This is a genomic window from Rhizobium sp. L43 (genome assembly GCF_002531725.1).
Taxonomy (GTDB): domain Bacteria; phylum Pseudomonadota; class Alphaproteobacteria; order Rhizobiales; family Rhizobiaceae; genus Rhizobium.
This window is the reverse complement of the sequence record NZ_NWSQ01000010.1, coordinates 95,865-115,880: the sequence shown is the minus strand read 5'-3', so window position 1 is coordinate 115,880 and position 20,016 is coordinate 95,865. Positions and strand designations below refer to the sequence as shown.

The window sequence follows — 20,016 nt, the reverse complement described above, 5'->3', positions numbered from 1 at the left end:
CTCTCTTGGATGTTGCCGCCATACGCACCAAAGGCAGCCCAGCGAAAACGCTATGCCTAGCTCTAGCCCGGCACCCTGCCCCGGCACGCCCACGCCACCGACGCAAACGAACGCGGCCCATCCGGCTCGCCGGCTTCATATGCGGCTCTCATAGCAACGCCGAGCGCTTTTCGCTTCGCTGACTCGAGGCCCCAGACATACTTGCCAAGCGGTCCCTCGCCTATGGCGATCGGCCCCCAATAGTCCTCGAAGGAGCCGTATTCCATCCGGATCAGCAGCGACGTCTCCTCGACGTCGACAAGGCCCTGGCTAACAAAGCTCTCCTTCATCTCCCCAGGCCGCATCATTGGCTGGAAACAATATTTGCGCCGCAACGGCAATGCATGCTCGTCAAGCATCGCCGCCGTGTCCCACATCATCCGCATTCCCGACATGCCGCCGTAATGATCCCAGACGGCTGCCGCGACCAGGCCGCCCGGGCGCACGACGCGGGCCATCTCGGACACCGCCTTTCCCGCTTCGGGCACGAAATGCAGCACGAGCAGCGACATCGCCCGGTCGAAGCGGCCGTCCTCGAAAGGGAGCGCGCAGGCATCGGCCTGCCGAATGGTGATCCGCGGATCGCTATTGCGCCGCGTCGCCGCCTCGACGAAAACCGGCGAATAGTCGACGGCGACGATCTCTCGCAGGCCAGACGCTTCCGCCAAAGTAAATGTCAGGCTGCCGGTGCCGCAGCCGACATCGAGCTCACGATCACCGTCCGCAAGGCCGGCGAAATCGATCAGCATCGGCGCCAGCCTCCTGCTCCAACGCCCCATTAGCCGTTCATAACCATCCGCACTTTCAACATTGAAACTCGACGGCATCGAAGCCTCCCTTTCAAGGACGCAGGTTTGCCGTCAAACAATAGGATTCGCCGGCGACTGTGCAAGCGGACGTCTCCCAGGAGGCAGCGGCAAGGCTAGGCGCCCAGGCGCCCGCCTGTGGTGGAGGAGGCGCCAAGCGCCGCCTCTCTTTCAAAATGGCCGTGAAGCGAAGCCCTGTCGATCCGCTTCTATTGAAAATCACCTGCCGGAGACATTCCGATGCAAGGCAACCTCACCCAGCCGCCTTATCAAGCACACTCCAATCAAACCCATTCGCCCAATCGGCATAGCTATGCCAGCCGACCTCAGGAAAATCCCGGCGCAGGGCGGCGATGCCGGCATCGTAGCCGGTGCGGTCGAACCATTCGAACATCAGCGCGGCATCCTCGCTCTGCTGCCGCATGACGGCGATCGGCAGTTCCTGGTAGCGCATCGGACGGCCGAGGACCTCCGACAGGATCTTCGCCTGCTCATGACCCGACAATTCGTCGCCGGCAATATCAAAACGCTTCCCGAACACCTGCTCGCGCCGCTCGGCCAGTGCGGCGACGAAAGCGCCGATGTCATCGATGGTAATCTGCTGCAGCACGCGCGTCGGCGGCAGTGCGGCGGCGTAGACGCCCTGGCGCAGCCCGTCGATCGCCCATGGCGCCACAGTATTCTCCATAAAGGCGACGGGCGCGCTGATCGTATAGGGAATGCCGAGGCCGGCGATGTGCTTCTCGACCAGATACTTGCTGTCGAAATGCGGAATGCCGGTCTTCTTGTCGGCATCGGCGACGGAGGAATAGATCAGGTGGCCGATGCCGGCGGCCTTTGCCGCATCCGCGACCGTGATGCCCTGGCGGGTTTCCGCCTCCGTCCCGGCCTCGTAGCTGCTGCCCATCAGGAAGATCGTGTCGACGCCGCTTGCGGCCTTTACCACGGATGCGCCGTCGTTGAGATCGCCGGCGATGACCTCGACTCCCGCCGCGGCCAGCCGTTTGGCCCCTTCGCTGTCCGGCCGGCGGCTGATCGCCTTGACACGGTGTCCCCGCGCGATCAGGGCGCGCACGACCGCGCCGCCCTGCTGGCCGGTGGCGCCCGTGACCAGAACGTTTCGTGTGTTGCTCATCTGTCTGCTCCTTGTTGTGACGGATGCAGCAAAGTTAGGGCCTGTCGCATTGAACCATAATGGTCTATAGTTGAGAAACATCGTGCCATCTCAGGATACAATGCTCGATCTCAACGATATCATGATCTTCGCCCGCGTCATCGAGGCCGGCAGCTTCACGGCCGCCGCACGCCTGCTCGGCATGCCGAAGACGACGGTCAGCCGCCGCATCGCCGCCCTCGAGCGCGAACTCGGCGTCCGGCTGCTGCAACGCACCACCCGCAGCCTCAACCTGACGGATGCTGGCCGCCTCTATTATGAAGAGAGCAGCCAGGCGCTGCGCACGATCGAGGGTGCCAACCTGCGGCTCGCCGAAGCACGGGCAGAGCCTGCCGGCACCATCCGCATATCGGCACCCGTCGGCTTCGGCGGTCACTTCCTTCAGGAGGCGATCTTCGATTTTCTTTCGACCTACCCGAAGACGAGGGTCGAACTGCGGCTGACCGACGACAGGCTGAACCTTGTCGAAAACGGCATAGACCTCGCCTTCCGCACCGGCATCCTCGAGGATTCGACGCTGATCGCCCGCAAGCTCGGCTCGACGCACAGAATCCTCTGCGCCAGCCCCGAATACGTAGCCCGCTGCGGCACGCCCGACCACCCGGCGGATCTCACCCGCCACGACTGCGTCATCGCCGGCCAATCTGCCCATACGCCGTGGCTGCTCGAAGGCCCGCACGGCCGGGAGACGGTCACGGTCTCGGGACGTTTCGCCGCCAATGAAATGCAGGCGGTCATGGCCGCCGCGATCGCCGGCTACGGCATCGCCCAGCTGCCCTACGGAGTCGGCCAGGCCTGCATCAAGGACGGCCGGCTGTGCCGCGTTCTCGACGGTTACGCGACCCCGGTCGGCGGCCTGTACGTCGTTTATCCCAGCAGCCGGCACCTGCCGCCTTTGGTCAAGACCTTCATCGAACTTGCGGCCAGCCGGCTGAATGCGGGAACCAGCGGGAACGACGAATTTGTGATCGTGTCGCCTTAGCCCCGACATCTGCCGGGATGTCGCTATCCTCTCTCACTGCCAAAGGAAGTCCGGCCCCGTGCTTTGGGACGTCAGCCTGAGCGTCCCGTCGGGCTGAACGACGTAGGTCTCGAAGACGCGATAACCGAAATCGCCAAGAAATGTATTCTTGACCACCGTTCCCGGGCGATAGGGCGAAGAGACGACTTTTCCGCCATAGGTCAGGCTGCCCGGAAGAGGCTGCTGGTTTCCTGAGCTGGCGCAGGCCGAAAGGGCGAAGAGAACGGCCATGAGCACGTGCTTCACAGAACTATCTCCTCCAGAAGGCATCGGCCGCCGAGCGCGGCCGATTTCACTATGACAGCACGGCCTTGCTGCTGTCGAAATCTTTGCGTCGGGCCGCCTCCGCCCGCGAGAGTGCGCCGGCGATCCTCTCGTCGGTGAAGGGCTTGGAGACCACGTCAAGCGCGCCTTCGATGCCGTGACCGACATTCTCGGGACGACCGGTCACGAAGATGACGTCGACCCGGTGGCGGTCGATCAGCCGGCGTGCAAGCTGGGCGCCGGTCATCCCATCGGAGAGACTGAGATCGACGAGGGCAACATCGCTTCTTTGCGCGTGGGCGAGAGCCTGCTCCATCGTCGAGACCGGCCCGATTGTCTGGTGCCCCGCCTCCTGCGCAATGCGTTCGAGTTCCAGCGCGATAATATTCTCATCTTCAACGATCAGGACGTTCATATATAGCCTCCCTCATCAACATTGCGGGCAAGCTGCCGGCAACGGGTACAACGCATCCTCCCGCCGAATGTTTCCACTTTGCATTGAATTTATTTCACGGCGTCACGTGCCACCGTTCAATAACGTCGTTGCGCCTGATCGTCCGTTGCACCGTGCCGCCACCGATCGCCCGTTGCTGATCCCTTTGCGGGAGCCAGCCGATGGGCTGACCACCGGCCTGGGCAAATGCGGATGGCGGCATGGGCGCTTATCCCCCGCCCGTGCCATACTGCGCAGAGCGATCGACAGGCACGCTCATGATTTCCCACTTTCAGCCCGAAACGCCGCCTCCCCGGCATCCGATACCTCAACCCATTTCTTGTCGGGTTCGGCGTCGGCGACATAAGCGTCGTTCCAGTTCCACCACTTGTAGGTCGGGGTCTGCGGATAACCCTCCGGCGAATCCTCCCAGACCTCCTGGCGGCCGAGCGGCGTGATGTCGAGGTAGTTCCAGGTGCCGCCCATCTGCTCGTCGCCACGATTATTGACGAAATAGGTGCGGAAGATGCGTTCACCGTCGCGGTAGAACACGTTGGTGCCGTGCCATTCGTCGACGCCGAAGTCCTTGTCGAAGCTGTCGGTGATCGTGACCCACGGATGCGTCCAGCCCATCCGCGCTTTCAGCCGCGCAATATCGGCCTGCGGCGCGCGCGAGGCGAAAACCAGGGTGGTGTCGCGGGCGTTGAGATGGGCGACATGGGCGACTTGGTCGGCCACCATCGAGCAGCCGCGGCAGGCATGCTCCGGCCAGCCGAACACGCCGGGCTCGTAGAAGGCGCGGTAGAGGATGAGCTGGTGCCGCCCCTCAAACAGCTCGCGCAGGCTGAGCCTGCCCTGCGGCCCCTCGAATGCGTAATCCTTCTCCACGGCCATCCACGGCATCCGCCGGCGCTCGGCGGCAAGCGCGTCCCGGGCGCGGCTCTGGGCCTTTTCCTTGACGAGCATCTGCTTCCAGGCAGCTTCCCAGGCCTGCGGCGACACGACCGGTGGCTTGTGCATGGGTTGTCCGCTTTTTCCATTCTCGGCTGAAGCAGTCATGGCTTCGATCTCCTCATTGGGGCGAATTCCCGGGCTTGGAGGCCGGTCCATCGCGCATTGGTCTGAGATAGTTTCGCATCGGAAATCGAACAGGGGGAGTAACAAGTGTGACCGTATTCCCCGGAACCGTTGGTCGCAGCCGCGCGGCGCATGAGTGGTGTCGGCCGGGCGCGCATCCATTAGCACAATCTTGTTTACGAATGGGACGCGTGCTAAAACGCCACAAAACGGCGCATGCAAACGCCAATCAAGCCGAGATCGTGCCCGTGAATATTCATATCGCGACTTTGGCTGCGCTTCTCATCGGCGCCGTGCCATCATCGGCTGGCCCTTTGGATGAAGCGGCCAAGGACGGCGATGTCGTCCGCGTCAAACAGTTGCTCGACCAAGGCTCCGATGTGTCGGAGTCCAATGAGGCGGGTGAGCCGGCGCTGATCATAGCCTCTTTGGCGGGGCATGCCGATGTCGTGGCTCTTTTGCTGGACCGCGGCGCCGACATTGAAGCTCGCAACAAAGGCGGCCTGACTGCATTGCATGCTGCAGCCTATGCAGGAAATCTGAAGGTGGTGGAACTGCTTGTCGCAGACGGGGCTGATGTCAACGACAGCAAGAATTTCTACCAGATGTCGCCATTGCATGGTGCCGCCGAGGAGGGCCACGCCGACGTCGTCGCCTTTCTGTTGACGAAGGATGCAGACGTCGAGGCGACCGAAAGAAACGGCTATACGCCCCTCACTCAAGCCGGGTGGCGGGCGCATTGGGATACGGCAAAATTACTCATGGAAGCGGGAGCGGTCTGCCAGAAAGCCGAGCTTGTCGGCGAACCGCTCTACAAGGAATGCACCAAACGGCAATAGGCTTTCGCCGGAGTAAAAGACCGCATCCGGAAACGGAGCATCTTATGTCTTACCATATGCAAAAATACGGAATGCTGACGGCAATGGCTCTGGGCGCTGCGGTCATGCTGCTCTCCTTCACGCGGCCCGCAGGGGCTGAAGAATTGGTCAATACCGGCTATTTCGGCGATATCGCAATCAAGGGCTACGACCCGGTCGCCTATTTCACCGAAAACCAGGCCGTCGAAGGGTCCAAGGAATATTCCTACCGCTGGCTTGGCGCCACCTGGCATTTCTCCAGCGCTGAAAATCGCGACCTCTTCAAGGGCGATCCTTCCAGATACGCACCGCAATATGGCGGCTATTGCGCCGATGGCGTGTCCTTTGGAACGGTGACCACCAACATCGATCCGAAAGCCTGGCGGATCATCGATGGCAAGCTGTATCTCAGCTATGATCCCGGCGCGGCGGAAGGCATGGAGAAAAACCCCACCAAAGTGACCGACTCCAAGAAGCATTGGTCCGAAGTTCAGCAGACACTGATTTCGGAGAAGATGCACACCGTCTGGCAGCAGCCGGCGACGAAATGAAGCCGCATCGCCCGGCACGTCAGGGCGCTGACGAAAAGAACGTCAGGGCGCGCGGCGTGACGTGGATATAGGGCCTGTCGCCCTGCTCGCCTGTGGTGTTGCGGTAAACATATCCGCACACCATCCGGTCGAGGAAATAGCCGTCGAATTTTTCGCAGAGGCTGTCGCCGCGCACCTCGATCGTGCCGGTGATGTTGGTATTGGCGCTGCGATAGGCGGTATTTCCATCCTTGTCGAAATACTGGATGAAATCCGTGCCGTTCTTGTGTTTGCCGGTCCAGCTCTTGCCGTCGACGAGAGTGCGCAGGTCCGCCTCGCCAAGCCTGTCGGCCTGATTGCCCGTAAAACCGAAAGGCCATTCGGGAATGCCGGCTTTTCGCAATCCAGCCAGATGACGCTGCAGATCGCCGTCCCGCCAATAATCATAGAGATAGCCGTAATAGGTCAGATTGCTTTCCGGGAAGAGCTCCAGCAGCTTTGCCCTCTCCGTCGCGGCCCTGGTGTCATTGCCCTGATCCGCATAGGCAGCCGCCAGATATTCGCGCGCCGGCTCGACCTTCGGCAGGTTGCCGAGCGTCGGCTCTATCAGCGAGATCGCCCGCTGGTCGTCGCCCGCGGTATAAAAGACGATCCCCGCCAGCAGTTGAAAACTCGACGCCGGCGATGGGTCGAGCCGCAAGGCCTTTTCCATCTCGGTGACGGCCTGGCCGCTATCTCCGGTGTGGACCAGAATGAGCGCGAGATTGGCGGCGGCCTCGGCATCGTTCGGCTGCATCGCGACGGCCATATTGGCGGAATTCCTGGCCTCCGTCTCGCGCCCATCCACCCATTGCAGCAGGGCAAGGACCGTATGCGCCCTGGCATTGTTGGGATCGAGCTTGAGCGCCTGTCCGGCGGCGTCATAGGCGATCTTGCGGGCAACGGCGGCCGACCAGAGGTAGTTGTAGTCGTTGCGCCAGACATCGACGGCGACGCGCGCAATTCCCGCATGGGCATTGGCAAAGCCCGGATCGAGATCGATCGCCTTCTGATAGAAGGAGAGCGTACGGCGATAGGTATCGACATCCCTGAAAATGAAGCCCTCCTGCTCGGCCCTCATGTAATAATCATAGGCTTCGAGATTTTCAGTCGGGATTCGAGCCAGTTGGTCGCGCTCGCGCGCACTGAGCTTGACCGACAGCGCCGCAATGATCTTGCCGATCACATCGTCCTGAACGGCAAAGAGATCGGTATACTGGCGGTCGTAGCGCTCCGCCCAGAGCGACAGGCCGGTGACCGCATCGATCAGCTTGACATTGATCCGCAGCTGCGGCCCGGCCCGCTGCAATGTCCCTTCGAGCACATAGTGAACGCCGAGTTCGGCGGCCACATCCTGGATCTTGCCGACGGAGCCCTGGAGGGCGAAGACCGAATGGCGGGCGATGACGAAGAGGCCCGATACTTTGGACAATTCGGTGATCAGATCATCCGTCAATCCCTCGGCGAGATGGTCGTGCTCGGTATCGCCGCTGACATTGATAAAGGGCAGAACTGCGACCGACGGCTTGTCCGGCAGCGGATAGGCGAAACGTTCGCCGAGCCCCGGGGATCTTGCCGGGATCCACGGCTGCCACCAGAGCGCCGCTCCGGCGAGAGAGAGGATGACGGCCGCCGCGATGCCTGCAACGAGGGGCCGCATCGGCAGGCGCCGGCGGGTTCTCAGCGTTTTGCCGGCGGCGACGGGATCGAGCAGGACGCGATAGACCCGGACCGGTTCGGTGATGCCCTTCAACCGCTGCTCGCCGAGCGAAGCGAAACCGACCGGGACTTTCGATTTCACCTGGTCGTAGGTCGTTCCCGATATGACGATGCCGCCCGGTTCCGCCAGCGCCTGCACGCGATCGGCGACATTGACGCCGTCGCCCTGGATATCCCAGCCCTCGACGATGATATCGCCGAGATTGATGCCGATCCGGAACTCGAGCCGGTGTTGCGGGAGGGCTGCGGCATTGCGGGTGGCTTTCCGTTGCTGAACCGCCGCCGCGCAACGCAAGGCATCGACCACACTCTGGAATTCGACCAGCAAACCATCGCCCATGGTTTTGACCAGCCGGCCGTGATGTCGCTCGATCGCCGGCTCGAAGACATCATCCTGATCCGCCTGGAAACGCGCACGCGTGCCCTCCTCGTCGATCTGGCTCAATCGACTGTAACCGACGACATCGGCGATCAGGATTGCTGCAAGACGGCGCTCCATCCCCGGTCTTTCCTGGAGAGCGAATGTATTGTTAACAACATCCTACAGTAGGTCCCATCACGATGCTATCGCCGGGTCGCGCGATATTCGACCTAGCGGTGATCTGCCCGATAAGAATGGCGCCGCACGAAATAATTCGAGCCCTCGTCGACTTCGATGATCGGGAGAGTTGCCAAAAGCAGGCGAGTAGCGGAAGCTTGTTCCTTGGCGAGAACAAGATGATTTTAGGTCGGGTCGGCCTGAAGTCTTCCTGTTCCACATTAGAGAGTGAGAGCATGATGTCATGAGAAAACCGCTCTCACGTTTCGGCATCATGCTCTGGGCGACGGATTGTTCGATATGACGACAGCCTCAACAAATGAGCCGGCCAGGCACGGCAGCGCCAGAATCTGCCGCGGCTGTTGGGACCAGATGCATATGCCGATCCCGATCGGCGGCCCGCTGGCTTTGCCTTTCCGCGCCTTCGGCATCACCCGCAGCAAGATGAACCCCGATATCTGCACGATCTGCGAGCGCTCCTTCCAATATGTCAAGAAGCAGCGCCAGATCACCGTCGACGCCACTATCCTGTTTGCCGATATCCGGGGCTTTACCGATCTTTCCGAGCGCATCGAGGCGGTGCAGCTCAGCGAAATCGTCAGCCTGTTCCAGGATCGCTGCGCCCAGGCGATCTGGGCGCATCACGGTATCGTCAACAAGCAGATGGGCGACGGCCTGATGGCGATCTTCAACTTCCCGATCGTCAGCAAGGATCACGCCGCCGCCGCGATCTTGGCCGGGCAGCAGATACAGCGGAACTGCGCCGCGGCGCTGAGCAGCCTGGCGCTCGAGCTATTGCCCGGCCGCACCCTCGGCGTCGGCGTCGGCATCCATTCCGGCGAGGTCCAGATCGGCGAATTCTCGACCTTCCGCAGCGATTTCACCGCGATCGGCGGCGTCGTCAACCAGGCCGCAAGGCTGGAATCCCAGGCCGCAGCCGGGGAGATCCTAGTCTCGGCCGAGACGGCCGCCAAAGCTCCCGACCTCGCGGCGGGCGCAGAAACGCGTATGCTGGCGCTGAAGGGCATCGAGCAGCCGGTGCAGGCAAGCGTGCTGCTCAAGCGCTGAGCGACTGCGATTGCGATTGCGATTGCCGCCTGCTCAAAACATCATCGCTCCGTCAACATGTCAGCCGCAATTTCACAAGCTGTGATTGCGAAACACATCGGATCACAAGCAAGTTAATCCTCCGGAAACAAACATCGCTTATCTCTAAGCTGTTCTAACAGCTGGGGTATCTCATGGGCAGTTTTTCTCTGTTTCACTGGTTGATCGTCTTGATCCTGATCGGCGTGCCATTGATCTTCATCTTCAGAAAACCGCCGGCCGGGCCGAACCGCTTCGGCGGCCTGCCGCAGGCCATGGGTTTCGGCCAGGCGATCGCAAGCTACTTCAAGAATTATGTGACCTTCAGCGGCAGAGCGAGCCGATCGGAGTTCTGGTATTCGACGCTCTTCGTCCTTCTCGTCGGGATCGCTTTGTATGTCGTCGATCGGAGCGAAACCTTGAATCGGATCTGGTCTCTGGCCACGTTTCTTCCGTCGATCGCCATGGCGGCACGACGCCTTCACGACGTCAACCGGAGCGGATGGCACCAGCTTCTCGGACTATTAGCTCCCATCGGAACGATTGCAGTGCTGGTGTGGTATTGCAAAGCGCCGACGGCGGATCATTCCAGGGAAGCCGTGTTTGCTTGAGCAAAGTGTGCCTCGCGGACTGCGCAATGCGCAGTTCGCTTAGGGACCGCCTCCTACACCCACTCCGGCAAGAAACCCGTCGCTCGAAATACTGTTCTGCCCGGCCGTCAACCAGCGGCCCCGGAACTCGCCGCCGACTGCCGATCGACCATTTCGATGGCCTCGACACATTAGACGACATCCTTCGATGGCCGTTGCGTGAGGTATCTCTGGTTTTGATGGCGTCCGAAAGGGACCGGCGAGGCTGGCAAAGACCCCCGCCTCTGCCTCAGTACTTCATGTTCCGCAGTTCCGGAAAATCATAGTAACGCAGCCGCTTGTCGTGGCAGCGGTAGTCGTCCTTTTTCAGGTACAATATCATGTCGTGCTGCAAGCCCACGCCGATATAGGACCAGTTTGGGTAGGCACGTTCCGTCGTCCGCGTACAATAAGCATATATCTGCTTTTGCGGATCAAGCAGAACCACGCTGGAAATCTCGGCCTTTACGAAGTTCCCCGCTTTAATGGTTCCCCGCAGAGCATCGACGTACTCGCGTCGGACCGCGTTGGAGGGCGGACGCTGGGAATCTGCAACGGATTGCGGCGCAGGAGTTTGGCAGCCGGCCAGTGCCAGCAGGGCAGCGTAAGCAATGAATTTGATCTTCATTCAGTTGAATCTCCTATTTCGACGTCGATAGATCGGCCTTTTCCAAAAGGCGATGGCTGCAAGCAGCAACGTCACATCCCGTACTTCGAGGCTCCGCCCTGCGGCTAAGCACTCCGCATGAGGAAGGTTGGAGAATGCCGCGCCCCCGCAATGCTGGAAGCATGTCGCGCCGCCGCTCAACAAAGCCTCGAACGGCGACGCGGCCGGAGCCCTCGCCCTGTCAGGTCTTCATGCCGTTCATCTCAGGAAACGGGTAGTAACGCAGCCGCTTGTCGCGGCAGCGATTATCATTCACCGTCGCGCCCAATATTTTGCCATCCGTGAAGGAGACGCCGAGATAGGCCCAGTCTCCCCAGCTGCGCTTGGGCACCACCCGCACGCAATAAGCATAGATCTTTTTTTCAGGATCGAGCAGAACCACGCTGGAGATACGGGCCCATACGACTTCTCCCGCTTCGTGCCGGTAGGTTCTCTTGAACACGATGTTGATGAAATTCTGCCGGACGTCACTCGAGGGAGGACGCTGGGAATCCGCAACGGATTGCGACACCGGCGAATTGCAGCCGGCGAGAGCCAGCAGCGCGGCGCAAACAAGGACTTTCATTTTCATTTAGCTGAATCCCTAAAAGAATCGGAGCGCAAATAAACGCTGCCTATTCCTACAAACACAGCGAGAATAATATTTGCAATACATCATCGGAATATTATTGCGGCTGCAGGATGCCGGCCGCGTGACGCGGATATATCAGTGTCGGCGCGCCTACACTGAGGGATTCAAAACAGAGCTTCCGGCCCCGTCTTCATCATCATCGTGGATCGCCACCCCGGCTTCCAGCGCCGCCAGGATAAAGGCCTGCCGCACCGTCTCGGCCGGCATGCGGCCGGCAAGCCAGGCACGGCAGAAATCGACCGCCCGCTGCTGATGGACGCCGCCCTTGACCGGCCAGTCGGAGACGAGTGCGTAAAGCGCATCCTGCGGCGAGCGGAGAACCATTCGTTCGCCGCTATCGAGATCGATGGAGATCGGTTTTTTCCAGAAGGCGGAATGGTCGCTAATGGCAGTGGTACCTGTAGCTGATTTGACAGGAAACTAACTGCGGAAAACCGATCTCGTTCCAGTGCGAGGCGGAGGTTGGCCACTGTCCCGCTCCCAAGAGAGCCTCATCCTTGTACGTTGCCGTTGCTGTATAATGGGGCTGAGCGACGGAGATGCGTGTCATCCTCGGGTCTTGAACTCGTGCCTCAGCGAGCATCTCCGTCGCCATGTCTTGGCTCGAACGGTTGTCTGGGCTTTGAGCCCGCGTTGCAAGGAGGAGCAGTCATGCATGTCGCGCAAGCTTTCATGGTCGGCATCGATGTCTCGAAGGCCCATCTCGACGTTGCCGTCGAGGGCAAACGCACCGTTGTCCGCTTCGACAATGATGTGCCAGGCCGGGGACCTCGAAGGGCAATGCGGGTGGGCACCGGCTGTCAACCTGACAGCTTGCAGCCCTTGCTCATGCCGGCGGACTGCATGGCCGAGACCTTGCCTTTGGACGCAGCAATTTCCCCTTCCTTGTCGCCTCCGGCGACGCTGCCGATAGGGACGCCAACGAGGAAGACGCCGAAAGCATCGCCGTTCGCTGCGCTGATCTGCTGCTTGGAAAGGTCGTCGAGCTTGGCCTTCTCTTTCTTGAGTTCCACGCCGAGCGCCTGGCAACTGAGATTTGTATAGGCCGCCATCGGAATATCGACCTGGACGATGGCGTCAGGACGTTTGGCGCAGCCGGCAAGTGCCGCGGTCGCTGCGAATGCAATGATGATCTTGTTCATGAAATTTTCGGTCCCCAATTCCCGCAGCAGCTGTAACATCGCCGCGCGCATTGCGGGAGGCGGCCCAGCTTTCAACCACAGACTTTTATTTGTGGGTCGGTACTTCCGAAAGCGGATTCGATTCCGGTAACCGGGGTCAGCACTGTCAGCCTGATTGACACCTCGCGTTCCGCCTGAATATCTCGATCATGCTCAACGGCATAACGATGTGGCTGATTTCTGTGAGGCAGATGTGGATTAGGTGGTTAGGGCGGCCAGTCAACGGAGTTCTCTGGAGCGATTGCCGATCGTTTCTGTTGCACGCCGCCTGATGTTGCGCGGCTCGCGATTAAGTACATAAAAATATATATCTTGCTTCGAAAGCACGCTGGAGAAAATATTTGGCAAATATTGTTCGGATTTTATTGCTTGCCTTCGCTTTGGTCACCGCGTTCCTTTGGGGCGAACACTCGTCTGGCCCATATAGGCCGAATTATGCATTTGCGGAGCCAAACTATCTGAATTTTCATCTTTGGAGCAATGGTGAAGGAAAATTCAAGTTTCGGGATATTTTGAAAAATAACCAGTATAGATTTGACGCGCTTTGTTACTCCGCCGAAGGCGGAGCTCAACCATATCGGGTGCGCGACAAAAAACGGATCTCTGGCGTCGAATTGGATGACCCTTTGAGCATGAGCTATGTCAGCCTTTACCTCGTTGGGGCAGACTTCTATTCGGTGATGAACTTCGATCCTTTGGATTTTGAGATCGAATGGCCATTTAGCGATTGCCAATCTCTCGAGGGAATGAGTCTAGACATTTCTACCAGAAGCGGAATTGCAGGTAAGATAGCTACTTACAAGATAGGCTACGAAAATTGATAGCCTGTGGTTCGAGCACTTTACGGGGATGGCCTTCATGCCCTATGGCCAGCGTTTAATTTTCGGCTTTGCTATTGCCTTGACGGCGCTCTCAAGCGGCGCAGCTTGCGCGCAAACACTGGACGACTTGCACGACTTCAAATTGGGTAGCTCGTTTGCCGACGCCCAGCAGAATGCGAGTGAAAAAGGTTGGAAATTGAAGGAGCTTTCTTCTTTCCTTCCCGGTAATTGGCTAGTGGAAGGATCCAATCTCAGTCTTTTCGTATGCGACGACAAAGTCGCCTCCATCCAACAGCATCGCGATGGCGGACTTCATGACTTCGCATTGATCGTGCAAGACTTTCGAATAGAATATGGCGAGCCGGCAACGACCATTGTGACATTCCCGGTTGGGCCGACATGGATATCGAATATCGATGTCAGATTCACTTCATCCTCTGGGGAAAGCGTCAACGTGCAGCTCAGCAGTGTTGACGAAAAACTTGGCATTCATCTCAATTTCTTCAATGCGAACATGCAGTGCAAGACAGAAACCAAGCCTTGAGAAGGCATGATCGCTATTGGTGCAAAGGTACAGTAATCTTCTCCAAGCCGTGAGCTAAGCGCCCCCAAATTATTCCAACTTCCGAACACACAGTTCGTTTCCCTTTTGTACTCTTTCCCTCTTCACTTTCGCGCTGACTCTCTCCATATTCCCGCCATGGCCAAATCTCCGAAGAAATCCCCCGCCCCGAATGGCTTCGAGGAAGCTCCGCAATCGTCCTTCGAAGGAGCGCCCCTCTCCGGCTCCGTTGCCGATTGGGTGAAGCAGCTGGAGGCCGATGCCGAGGCCTCGGGCGTCGAGACACAGCGGCAGATCGCCTCGAAAGCCGGCAAGCACCGCAAGAAGGTGGAGATCGCCGCCTCGAAATCGGCGAGAGGCACCTCGATGGGCGGCTCGACCGACCCGAAGACGCGCGCGGCCGCCGGCCTCAATCCCGTCTCCGGCATGGATACGACGCTGGAGGAGGCCTCGTCGCTGCAGGCCGGCACCGCCGTCACCGCCACGGTCGAGGCGCTGTCTGCGCTGATCGAGAGCGGCAATCCGCTGCACAAGAACGGCAAGATCTGGACACCGCACCGCCCTGCCCGGCCGGAAAAATCCGAAGGCGGCATCGCCATCCGCATGCAGTCGGACTACGAGCCGGCCGGCGACCAGCCCACGGCCATCCGCGATCTCGTCGAGGGGCTGGAGAATGGCGACCGCAGCCAGGTGCTGCTCGGCGTCACCGGCTCCGGCAAGACCTTCACCATGGCCAAGGTGATCGAGGCGACGCAGCGCCCCGCCGTCATCCTGGCGCCCAACAAGACGCTGGCCGCCCAGCTCTATTCCGAATTCAAGAATTTCTTCCCCGACAATGCGGTGGAATATTTCGTTTCCTATTACGACTATTACCAGCCGGAAGCCTATGTGCCGCGCTCCGACACCTATATCGAGAAGGAAAGCTCGATCAACGAGCAGATCGACCGCATGCGCCACTCGGCGACGCGCTCGCTGCTGGAGCGCGACGACTGCATCATCGTCGCCTCGGTCTCCTGCATCTATGGTATCGGCTCGGTCGAGACCTATACGGCGATGACCTTCCAGATGTCGGTCGGCGACCGGCTGGACCAGCGCCAGCTGCTGGCCGACCTCGTCGCCCAGCAATACAAGCGCCGCGACATGGATTTCACCCGCGGCAGTTTTCGCGTGCGCGGCGACACGATCGAACTCTTCCCCGCCCACCTTGAGGATGCCGCCTGGCGCATCTCGATGTTCGGCGACGAGATCGACGCCATCACCGAGTTCGATCCGCTCACCGGCCAGAAGGTCGGCGACCTCAAATCGGTGAAGATCTACGCCAATTCGCACTATGTCACCCCCCGCCCGACGCTGAATGGCGCCATCAAGTCGATCAAGGAGGAGCTCAGGCTCCGCCTCGCCGAGCTGGAAAAGGCCGGCCGCCTGCTGGAGGCCCAGCGCCTGGAGCAGCGCACCCGCTACGATATCGAAATGCTCGAAGCCACCGGCTCCTGCCAGGGTATCGAGAACTATTCGCGCTACCTCACCGGCCGCGACCCCGGCGATCCCCCGCCGACGCTGTTCGAATACATCCCCGACAACGCCCTCGTCTTCATCGACGAAAGCCATGTCACCGTGCCACAGATCGGCGGCATGTACCGGGGCGACTTCAGGCGCAAGGCGACGCTGGCCGAATACGGTTTCCGCCTGCCCTCCTGCATGGACAACCGGCCGCTGCGCTTCGAGGAATGGGACGCCATGCGCCCCGACACCATCGCCGTTTCGGCCACTCCCGGCGGCTGGGAGATGGAGCAGTCGGGCGGCGTCTTCGCCGAGCAGGTGATCCGCCCAACCGGCCTGATCGACCCGCCGGTCGAGGTTCGCTCGGCCCGCAGCCAGGTCGACGACGTGCTCGGCGAGATCCGCGAGACCGCGGCCAAGGGCTACCGCACCCTCTGCACCGTGCTGACCAAGCGCATGGCCGAGGACCTGACCGAATATCTGCATGAGCAGGGCGTCCGCGTGCGCTACATGCACTCCGACATCGACACGCTGGAGCGTATCGAAATCCTCCGCGATCTCCGCCTCGGCGCCTTCGACGTGCTGGTTGGCATCAACCTTTTGCGCGAAGGCCTCGACATTCCCGAATGCGGCTTCGTCGCCATCCTCGACGCCGACAAGGAAGGCTTCCTGCGCTCCGAAACCTCGCTGATCCAGACGATCGGCCGCGCCGCCCGTAACGTCGACGGCAAGGTCATCCTCTATGCCGACCAGGTCACCGGCTCGATGAAGCGGGCGATGGAGGAAACCGGCCGCCGCCGCGAAAAGCAGATGATCTATAACCAGGAACACGGCATCACCCCGGAATCGGTGAAGGCCAGGATCTCCGACATCCTCGACTCCGTCTATGAGCGCGACCACGTCCGCGCCGATATCTCGGGCGTCTCGGGCAAGGGCTTCGCCGATGGCGGCAACCTTGTCGGCAACAACCTGCAGACCCATCTCAACGCGCTCGAAAAGAGCATGCGCGACGCCGCCGCCGACCTCGACTTCGAAAAAGCCGCCCGCCTCCGCGACGAAATCAAACGCCTCAAGGCCGTGGAACTCGCCGCCATGGACGACCCGATGGCCCGCGAGGAAGCGAAGGCGATGGAAGGAAAAGGCGGCCGCGCCAACGGCAAGGGCAAAGCGGCGGCCTCCAGCAGCAGCCCTCATGCTGAGGAGGCCCAGGGGGCCGTCTCGAACCACGAGGGCGGGCGTGGAACCTCCTACTTCTCAAGACCCAGCCTCGACGACATGGGCCCAGGCACCGACATGACCACGCCCCTCTTCCGCAAGCCGGACCTGGACGACATGGGCCGCGACATCGCCGAACCCGCCAGGAAGAGCCTCTTCCGCAAAAACGACCTAGACGAAATGACCGTCGGCCGAACAGAAAAGCCGGTCATTGGCCACGTGCCGGAAAAGCCGGATGCCGCCAAGGGCACCAAGCGGTTTTCACCGCTGCTGGAAGGCCAGCCGGAGCGCGATGACGTGCGGCCGGTCGTCCGCGGGAAGACGGGCGTGGGGAGCTATGAGGACCCAGGTGAACAGAAGCGCAAGGGGCGGACGAAGGGGAAGACTGGGCGGCCGGGACGGTAATGGCTTGAGCGGGGCCCGTAGTCTGCATTAAATACAGATATGCTCACTGAAGAATTCTCGCGAAGATATCAACAAAACGTTTTAAGGAGCGGCAGTTATCCTCCGGGAAGATTGAAAAATCTATTATCGAGCTAAATTTAGCCTGATCGACGGTTTCTGAATAAAACCTTTTCGGTTTAAGAATATGTCGCTCAAAATAACCCTTCGCATCTCTAATTTGATCTAAGTTGTCAACATTGGGGATCGGGTCTACGCAATCTTGGTGACCAGCAAAAGATTGAACTGCCGACAGGAACCAAGTTTCATACTCCCGTAATGGCGCCACAAAATGCAATTCTATCTTATCCGGGGAGGCCGCGACGTTCTGCTGTATTGTCGTCTTGAGTTCGACAGGGCAGTCATCATCAGAGTCACACATCACCAAAACTAAGCCCTTGTCGGCCGGTGCCGCCACTCTTTCGCTCAGTCGGTTGAAAACGAGCGTAGAGACTGGGAGCCATTCCGAGGCTTGCTTCATTTTCCCCTTAGGCATTCGGTAAGGATGAAGAACTTCAACTTCATAATGTTCAAATCGGTTGTTCAATAAATTCCGTATTAGGACCGGAATAGCCCGCTCATCCCCCTGACCCTCGACGATTGGAAATATGTAGAGCATCAGTTGTTCCAGAAGTTGAATTGAACAGGTTTCGTTCGGTCTGGCTCAAGCTGATTTTTTCGAAGCAAATCTCCCGGGCTCATTAAGTTTCTTCTCACTACCTCTTTACTTGCGCTGTCAGCCGGCAATATTGTCGTGTCCCCATCATTTGACCGGACAATTCTTATGTTATCTATCCCTACAGCTTGATGATCTATAAGATCTGGACTGTGCGTGGTTATAAGAATTTGTTTACTTTTAGATGCCTCCACTATCGCATCCGTGATTACAGCGCATGCCGCCGGATGAATCGTTGACTCGGGCTCTTCAATGCCAAGCAAGATGTTTCCGTGGCTACTTGAAGAACGCTGAAACAGGGCAACGAGGATGCCCAGCGATCGAAGTGTCCCGTCAGACATCTGAGAGGCGAAGAATCGCCATGGATTTTTTTGACCAACCACCCGCTGAAGGAATTCGATTGTTTCGGAGGGTCCCAGATTTTTATGCTGTATGCCCTCTAATTGCTCTACAATTTGGCTCATATACTCACGGATTCTTCCAAATTCGTAAGGATAATTGGCCTCCATATTCCTGATGACTGAGGCAATGTTCTTTCCCGTTCTGAGCAAAAACTCCCCACTGTCGTGAGCTAACGGAAGCCTAAAATCCTCCGGATAAATATTGTAGAATCGCATTGTTGACAGCGCATCGAAAACCTCGCGGACCGGCCTTATACTTGAAAGTAACTGCAAAGAAAGCCTATCATCGGACAAATTTTCCGGGGCAATACTCTCCGAGCTGAAAATCTTCTGGCCATTTTCATACTTGATCTCGGTTAATCCGATCCCCTCGTCAGACACCGATAAATACTCTTTCTGCACTTTATGCGATCCATCGGCCGCAGCGCCGACCTGAAATGAATAGGTGGCATTTCGGCCAGAAAGCAGCGATATCCGAAGTTTAATCGCAAAATTTGTGGGATGTCCGCCAGAGCGCTTTCGCACTGCCGATAACCCCGACCGTTGACGAATAGCGAAGTCGAGCGTCGAATTTAAAGCGTCAGATACGAAGTTAAGCGAATCGATAAAATTGCTTTTCCCACTACCGTTGGGACCGACCAAAACGGTTAAATCAGACAGATCAACAACGCATGCACCAATGCTCTTGTAATAGCGCAGGCTGACTTGATTTATAATTCTCATGATTTTAGCCTTCAGCGAGCAAAGGTGCTGGCGCTTCGTGTGATGGTAGTCATTCTGTAGACCAGATAAATACCCTTTAATGGATATCCCCAAAACAAGATCCTTGAAAATCAACGCATTTATCGCAAATGCAGCTACCGAAGGTGGGACGCGATTGCTGGCGAAGGTTAAAGCTATCTAAAACCCAATATTTGGGTTGAATGCGGTCTCTCAGGATTACCTAGAAGAAATCAACAATGTCCGACACCATCCTACGCTACGTCCCCGCCGACCCGTATTGGCAACCCTCTCCGGAAAACGCCACCAAGGCGGTCTCCTTGCTGGAAACAATCGTCCCCGGGGCGAATGAAGTAAAATCGAGCTTCGAGGATGAGGTCACGTTCTACGATCCCGGCGAAAACTGGTCTGGAGTGGAGTGCAGCGCCTGCGGTGCGGATGCCGAGGAATGGTGGGGAGACGCGATGGAAACCGCTTCTGCCGATGGGTTTAAGGACCTCAGCACCGTGGCTCCTTGCTGCGGCGCCACCGTATCATTGAACGACTTGCGGTATATCTGGCCCGCCGCGTTCGGCCGCTTTGCTCTCGAGGCCCACAATCCAGGCATCGGAGATACCACCGAGGAACAGGATCGGAAGATAACTGAATGCCTTGGAGTGTCACTGCGGAAAATATGGGCGCATGTTTAGGTTATCGCCGCTCCGCTTCTTGTGACTGCCTCTCAGCTCCGCAACGATGAAGCGGCGACACTCCCTTACGCTGGTGAAGGAACATGAAAGGTGGAGGATATCGCCAACCAGCAGGACGAGGACCCGTGGAGTTTGAGTACGTTACCGGATGATGCGGAGTAATTGGCGGCCACTGCCTTCTCCTCCCTCATTCCTGTGCTCGTCACAGGAATCCAGCCACCGCGCGTCCGCGCGGTGAATGACTCTAACTTGATCAAGGCTTCTCCCGCGCCCAAGGACTGGGGCGCACTGGATTCCTGT

The 20,016-nt window shown here is 59.0% G+C and carries 21 protein-coding genes and 1 pseudogene; 10 read left to right on the top strand and 12 right to left on the bottom strand.

Translation table 11 applies throughout. The annotated features are described in order from the left end of the window. Nucleotides 1-62: 62 nt before the first annotated feature. Nucleotides 63-866, bottom strand: a complete 804-nt coding sequence (locus CO667_RS14960) for a class I SAM-dependent methyltransferase (protein WP_097619105.1) — start codon at nt 864-866, stop codon at nt 63-65. Nucleotides 867-1,098: 232 nt separating this feature from the next. Next, complete coding sequence (locus tag CO667_RS14955) at nt 1,099-1,980, bottom strand: NmrA/HSCARG family protein (protein WP_097619104.1); 882 nt, start codon at nt 1,978-1,980, stop codon at nt 1,099-1,101. A gap of 100 nt (nt 1,981-2,080) precedes the next feature. On the opposite strand from CO667_RS14955, the gene CO667_RS14950 reads away from it, so the two are divergent. Further along, nucleotides 2,081-3,001: a LysR family transcriptional regulator gene (locus tag CO667_RS14950; RefSeq protein ID WP_097619103.1), complete on the top strand. Its 921-nt coding sequence runs from the start codon at nt 2,081-2,083 to the stop codon at nt 2,999-3,001. 33 nt (nt 3,002-3,034) lie between these two features. On the opposite strand, the gene CO667_RS14945 is transcribed toward CO667_RS14950, so the two are convergent. The 3 genes from CO667_RS14945 to CO667_RS14935 all read right to left on the bottom strand — a co-directional run bounded on the left by CO667_RS14945 (nt 3,035) and on the right by CO667_RS14935 (nt 4,796). After that, nucleotides 3,035-3,286, bottom strand: coding sequence for a hypothetical protein (locus CO667_RS14945; protein ID WP_097619102.1), 252 nt, complete (start codon nt 3,284-3,286; stop codon nt 3,035-3,037). A gap of 49 nt (nt 3,287-3,335) precedes the next feature. After that, nucleotides 3,336-3,719 (bottom strand): response regulator, encoded by a 384-nt coding sequence (locus tag CO667_RS14940; protein WP_097619101.1) that lies wholly within the window; start codon nt 3,717-3,719, stop codon nt 3,336-3,338. Nucleotides 3,720-4,013: 294 nt separating this feature from the next. Beyond that, a complete protein-coding gene (locus CO667_RS14935) occupies nt 4,014-4,796 on the bottom strand; it encodes a DUF899 family protein (RefSeq protein WP_097619100.1) in 783 nt (260 codons plus the stop codon). Nucleotides 4,797-5,005: 209 nt separating this feature from the next. Between CO667_RS14935 and CO667_RS14930 the strand changes: the two genes are divergently transcribed. Both CO667_RS14930 and CO667_RS14925 read left to right on the top strand, forming a co-directional pair. Beyond that, nucleotides 5,006-5,653 carry an ankyrin repeat domain-containing protein gene (locus tag CO667_RS14930; protein WP_245433140.1) on the top strand — a complete coding sequence of 216 codons (648 nt, stop codon included), beginning with the start codon at nt 5,006-5,008 and terminating at the stop codon, nt 5,651-5,653. 44 nt (nt 5,654-5,697) lie between these two features. Further along, complete coding sequence (locus CO667_RS14925) at nt 5,698-6,222, top strand: YHS domain-containing (seleno)protein (protein WP_097619098.1); 525 nt, start codon at nt 5,698-5,700, stop codon at nt 6,220-6,222. Between the two features lie 19 nt (nt 6,223-6,241). Here CO667_RS14925 and CO667_RS14920 read toward each other — a convergent pair whose 3' ends face one another. Then, entirely contained in the window at nt 6,242-8,458 is a 2,217-nt protein-coding gene (locus CO667_RS14920) for an adenylate/guanylate cyclase domain-containing protein (RefSeq protein ID WP_097619097.1), read from the bottom strand. A gap of 339 nt (nt 8,459-8,797) precedes the next feature. Here CO667_RS14920 and CO667_RS14915 point away from each other — a divergent pair, with 339 nt between their 5' ends. Together CO667_RS14915 and CO667_RS14910 are read left to right on the top strand one after the other, a co-directional pair. Next, nucleotides 8,798-9,565, top strand: a complete 768-nt coding sequence (locus CO667_RS14915) for an adenylate/guanylate cyclase domain-containing protein (RefSeq protein WP_097619214.1) — start codon at nt 8,798-8,800, stop codon at nt 9,563-9,565. Between the two features lie 173 nt (nt 9,566-9,738). After that, nucleotides 9,739-10,194, top strand: coding sequence for a DUF805 domain-containing protein (locus tag CO667_RS14910; protein WP_097619096.1), 456 nt, complete (start codon nt 9,739-9,741; stop codon nt 10,192-10,194). Between the two features lie 268 nt (nt 10,195-10,462). Here the strand turns inward: CO667_RS14910 and CO667_RS14905 are convergent, their stop codons facing one another. The 3 genes from CO667_RS14905 to CO667_RS14895 all read right to left on the bottom strand — a co-directional run bounded on the left by CO667_RS14905 (nt 10,463) and on the right by CO667_RS14895 (nt 11,834). After that, nucleotides 10,463-10,840 carry a hypothetical protein gene (locus CO667_RS14905; RefSeq protein ID WP_097619095.1) on the bottom strand — a complete coding sequence of 126 codons (378 nt, stop codon included), beginning with the start codon at nt 10,838-10,840 and terminating at the stop codon, nt 10,463-10,465. 220 nt (nt 10,841-11,060) lie between these two features. Next, nucleotides 11,061-11,450 (bottom strand): hypothetical protein, encoded by a 390-nt coding sequence (locus tag CO667_RS14900; RefSeq protein WP_097619094.1) that lies wholly within the window; start codon nt 11,448-11,450, stop codon nt 11,061-11,063. A gap of 150 nt (nt 11,451-11,600) precedes the next feature. Then, on the bottom strand, nt 11,601-11,834 hold the full coding sequence (locus CO667_RS14895) for a DUF982 domain-containing protein (protein ID WP_245433135.1): 234 nt from the start codon (nt 11,832-11,834) through the stop codon (nt 11,601-11,603). Between the two features lie 327 nt (nt 11,835-12,161). Here CO667_RS14895 and CO667_RS36365 point away from each other — a divergent pair. After that, nucleotides 12,162-12,272 (top strand): annotated as a pseudogene (locus CO667_RS36365) (IS110 family transposase); the annotation flags it as partial. Nucleotides 12,273-12,310: 38 nt separating this feature from the next. On the opposite strand, the gene CO667_RS14890 reads toward CO667_RS36365, so the two are convergent. Beyond that, a complete protein-coding gene (locus tag CO667_RS14890) occupies nt 12,311-12,652 on the bottom strand; it encodes a lipoprotein (protein ID WP_097619213.1) in 342 nt (113 codons plus the stop codon). 380 nt (nt 12,653-13,032) lie between these two features. On the opposite strand from CO667_RS14890, the gene CO667_RS14885 reads away from it, so the two are divergent. The 3 genes from CO667_RS14885 to uvrB all read left to right on the top strand — a co-directional run bounded on the left by CO667_RS14885 (nt 13,033) and on the right by uvrB (nt 17,194). Beyond that, entirely contained in the window at nt 13,033-13,512 is a 480-nt protein-coding gene (locus tag CO667_RS14885; protein WP_097619092.1) for a hypothetical protein, read from the top strand. A 37-nt stretch (nt 13,513-13,549) separates the two neighbouring features. Further along, the gene (locus CO667_RS14880; protein ID WP_097619212.1) at nt 13,550-14,056 is read left to right on the top strand and encodes a hypothetical protein; all 507 of its coding nucleotides are present in this window, start codon (nt 13,550-13,552) and stop codon (nt 14,054-14,056) included. 156 nt (nt 14,057-14,212) lie between these two features. After that, a complete protein-coding gene (uvrB, locus tag CO667_RS14875) occupies nt 14,213-17,194 on the top strand; it encodes an excinuclease ABC subunit UvrB (protein ID WP_097619091.1) in 2,982 nt (993 codons plus the stop codon). Between the two features lie 43 nt (nt 17,195-17,237). Here the strand turns inward: uvrB and CO667_RS14870 are convergent, their stop codons facing one another. Both CO667_RS14870 and CO667_RS14865 read right to left on the bottom strand, forming a co-directional pair. Then, a complete protein-coding gene (locus tag CO667_RS14870) occupies nt 17,238-17,849 on the bottom strand; it encodes a DUF4276 family protein (RefSeq protein WP_097619090.1) in 612 nt (203 codons plus the stop codon). Continuing rightward, a complete protein-coding gene (locus tag CO667_RS14865) occupies nt 17,849-19,144 on the bottom strand; it encodes an AAA family ATPase (protein ID WP_097619089.1) in 1,296 nt (431 codons plus the stop codon). The genes CO667_RS14870 and CO667_RS14865 overlap by 1 nt, the downstream gene beginning before the upstream one ends. Nucleotides 19,145-19,266: 122 nt before the next feature. Here CO667_RS14865 and CO667_RS14860 point away from each other — a divergent pair, with 122 nt between their 5' ends. Further along, nucleotides 19,267-19,716, top strand: coding sequence for a hypothetical protein (locus CO667_RS14860; protein WP_097619088.1), 450 nt, complete (start codon nt 19,267-19,269; stop codon nt 19,714-19,716). Nucleotides 19,717-20,016: the final 300 nt, after the last annotated feature.

Bases quoted from the DNA above. Each gene is read 5' to 3' on its own strand.
- CO667_RS14960 (WP_097619105.1), bottom strand. From the start codon at position 866: ATGCCGTCGAGTTTCAATGTTGAAAGTGCGGATGGTTATGAACGGCTA.
- CO667_RS14955 (WP_097619104.1), bottom strand. From the start codon at position 1,980: ATGAGCAACACACGAAACGTTCTGGTCACGGGCGCCACCGGCCAGCAG.
- CO667_RS14950 (WP_097619103.1), top strand. From the start codon at position 2,081: ATGCTCGATCTCAACGATATCATGATCTTCGCCCGCGTCATCGAGGCC.
- CO667_RS14940 (WP_097619101.1), bottom strand. From the start codon at position 3,719: ATGAACGTCCTGATCGTTGAAGATGAGAATATTATCGCGCTGGAACTC.
- CO667_RS14935 (WP_097619100.1), bottom strand. From the start codon at position 4,796: ATGACTGCTTCAGCCGAGAATGGAAAAAGCGGACAACCCATGCACAAG.
- CO667_RS14925 (WP_097619098.1), top strand. From the start codon at position 5,698: ATGTCTTACCATATGCAAAAATACGGAATGCTGACGGCAATGGCTCTG.
- CO667_RS14920 (WP_097619097.1), bottom strand. From the start codon at position 8,458: ATGGAGCGCCGTCTTGCAGCAATCCTGATCGCCGATGTCGTCGGTTAC.
- CO667_RS14915 (WP_097619214.1), top strand. From the start codon at position 8,798: ATGACGACAGCCTCAACAAATGAGCCGGCCAGGCACGGCAGCGCCAGA.
- CO667_RS14910 (WP_097619096.1), top strand. From the start codon at position 9,739: ATGGGCAGTTTTTCTCTGTTTCACTGGTTGATCGTCTTGATCCTGATC.
- CO667_RS14905 (WP_097619095.1), bottom strand. From the start codon at position 10,840: ATGAAGATCAAATTCATTGCTTACGCTGCCCTGCTGGCACTGGCCGGC.
- CO667_RS14900 (WP_097619094.1), bottom strand. From the start codon at position 11,450: ATGAAAATGAAAGTCCTTGTTTGCGCCGCGCTGCTGGCTCTCGCCGGC.
- CO667_RS14895 (WP_245433135.1), bottom strand. From the start codon at position 11,834: ATGGTTCTCCGCTCGCCGCAGGATGCGCTTTACGCACTCGTCTCCGAC.
- CO667_RS14890 (WP_097619213.1), bottom strand. From the start codon at position 12,652: ATGAACAAGATCATCATTGCATTCGCAGCGACCGCGGCACTTGCCGGC.
- CO667_RS14880 (WP_097619212.1), top strand. From the start codon at position 13,550: ATGCCCTATGGCCAGCGTTTAATTTTCGGCTTTGCTATTGCCTTGACG.
- uvrB (WP_097619091.1), top strand. From the start codon at position 14,213: ATGGCCAAATCTCCGAAGAAATCCCCCGCCCCGAATGGCTTCGAGGAA.
- CO667_RS14870 (WP_097619090.1), bottom strand. From the start codon at position 17,849: ATGCTCTACATATTTCCAATCGTCGAGGGTCAGGGGGATGAGCGGGCT.
- CO667_RS14860 (WP_097619088.1), top strand. From the start codon at position 19,267: ATGTCCGACACCATCCTACGCTACGTCCCCGCCGACCCGTATTGGCAA.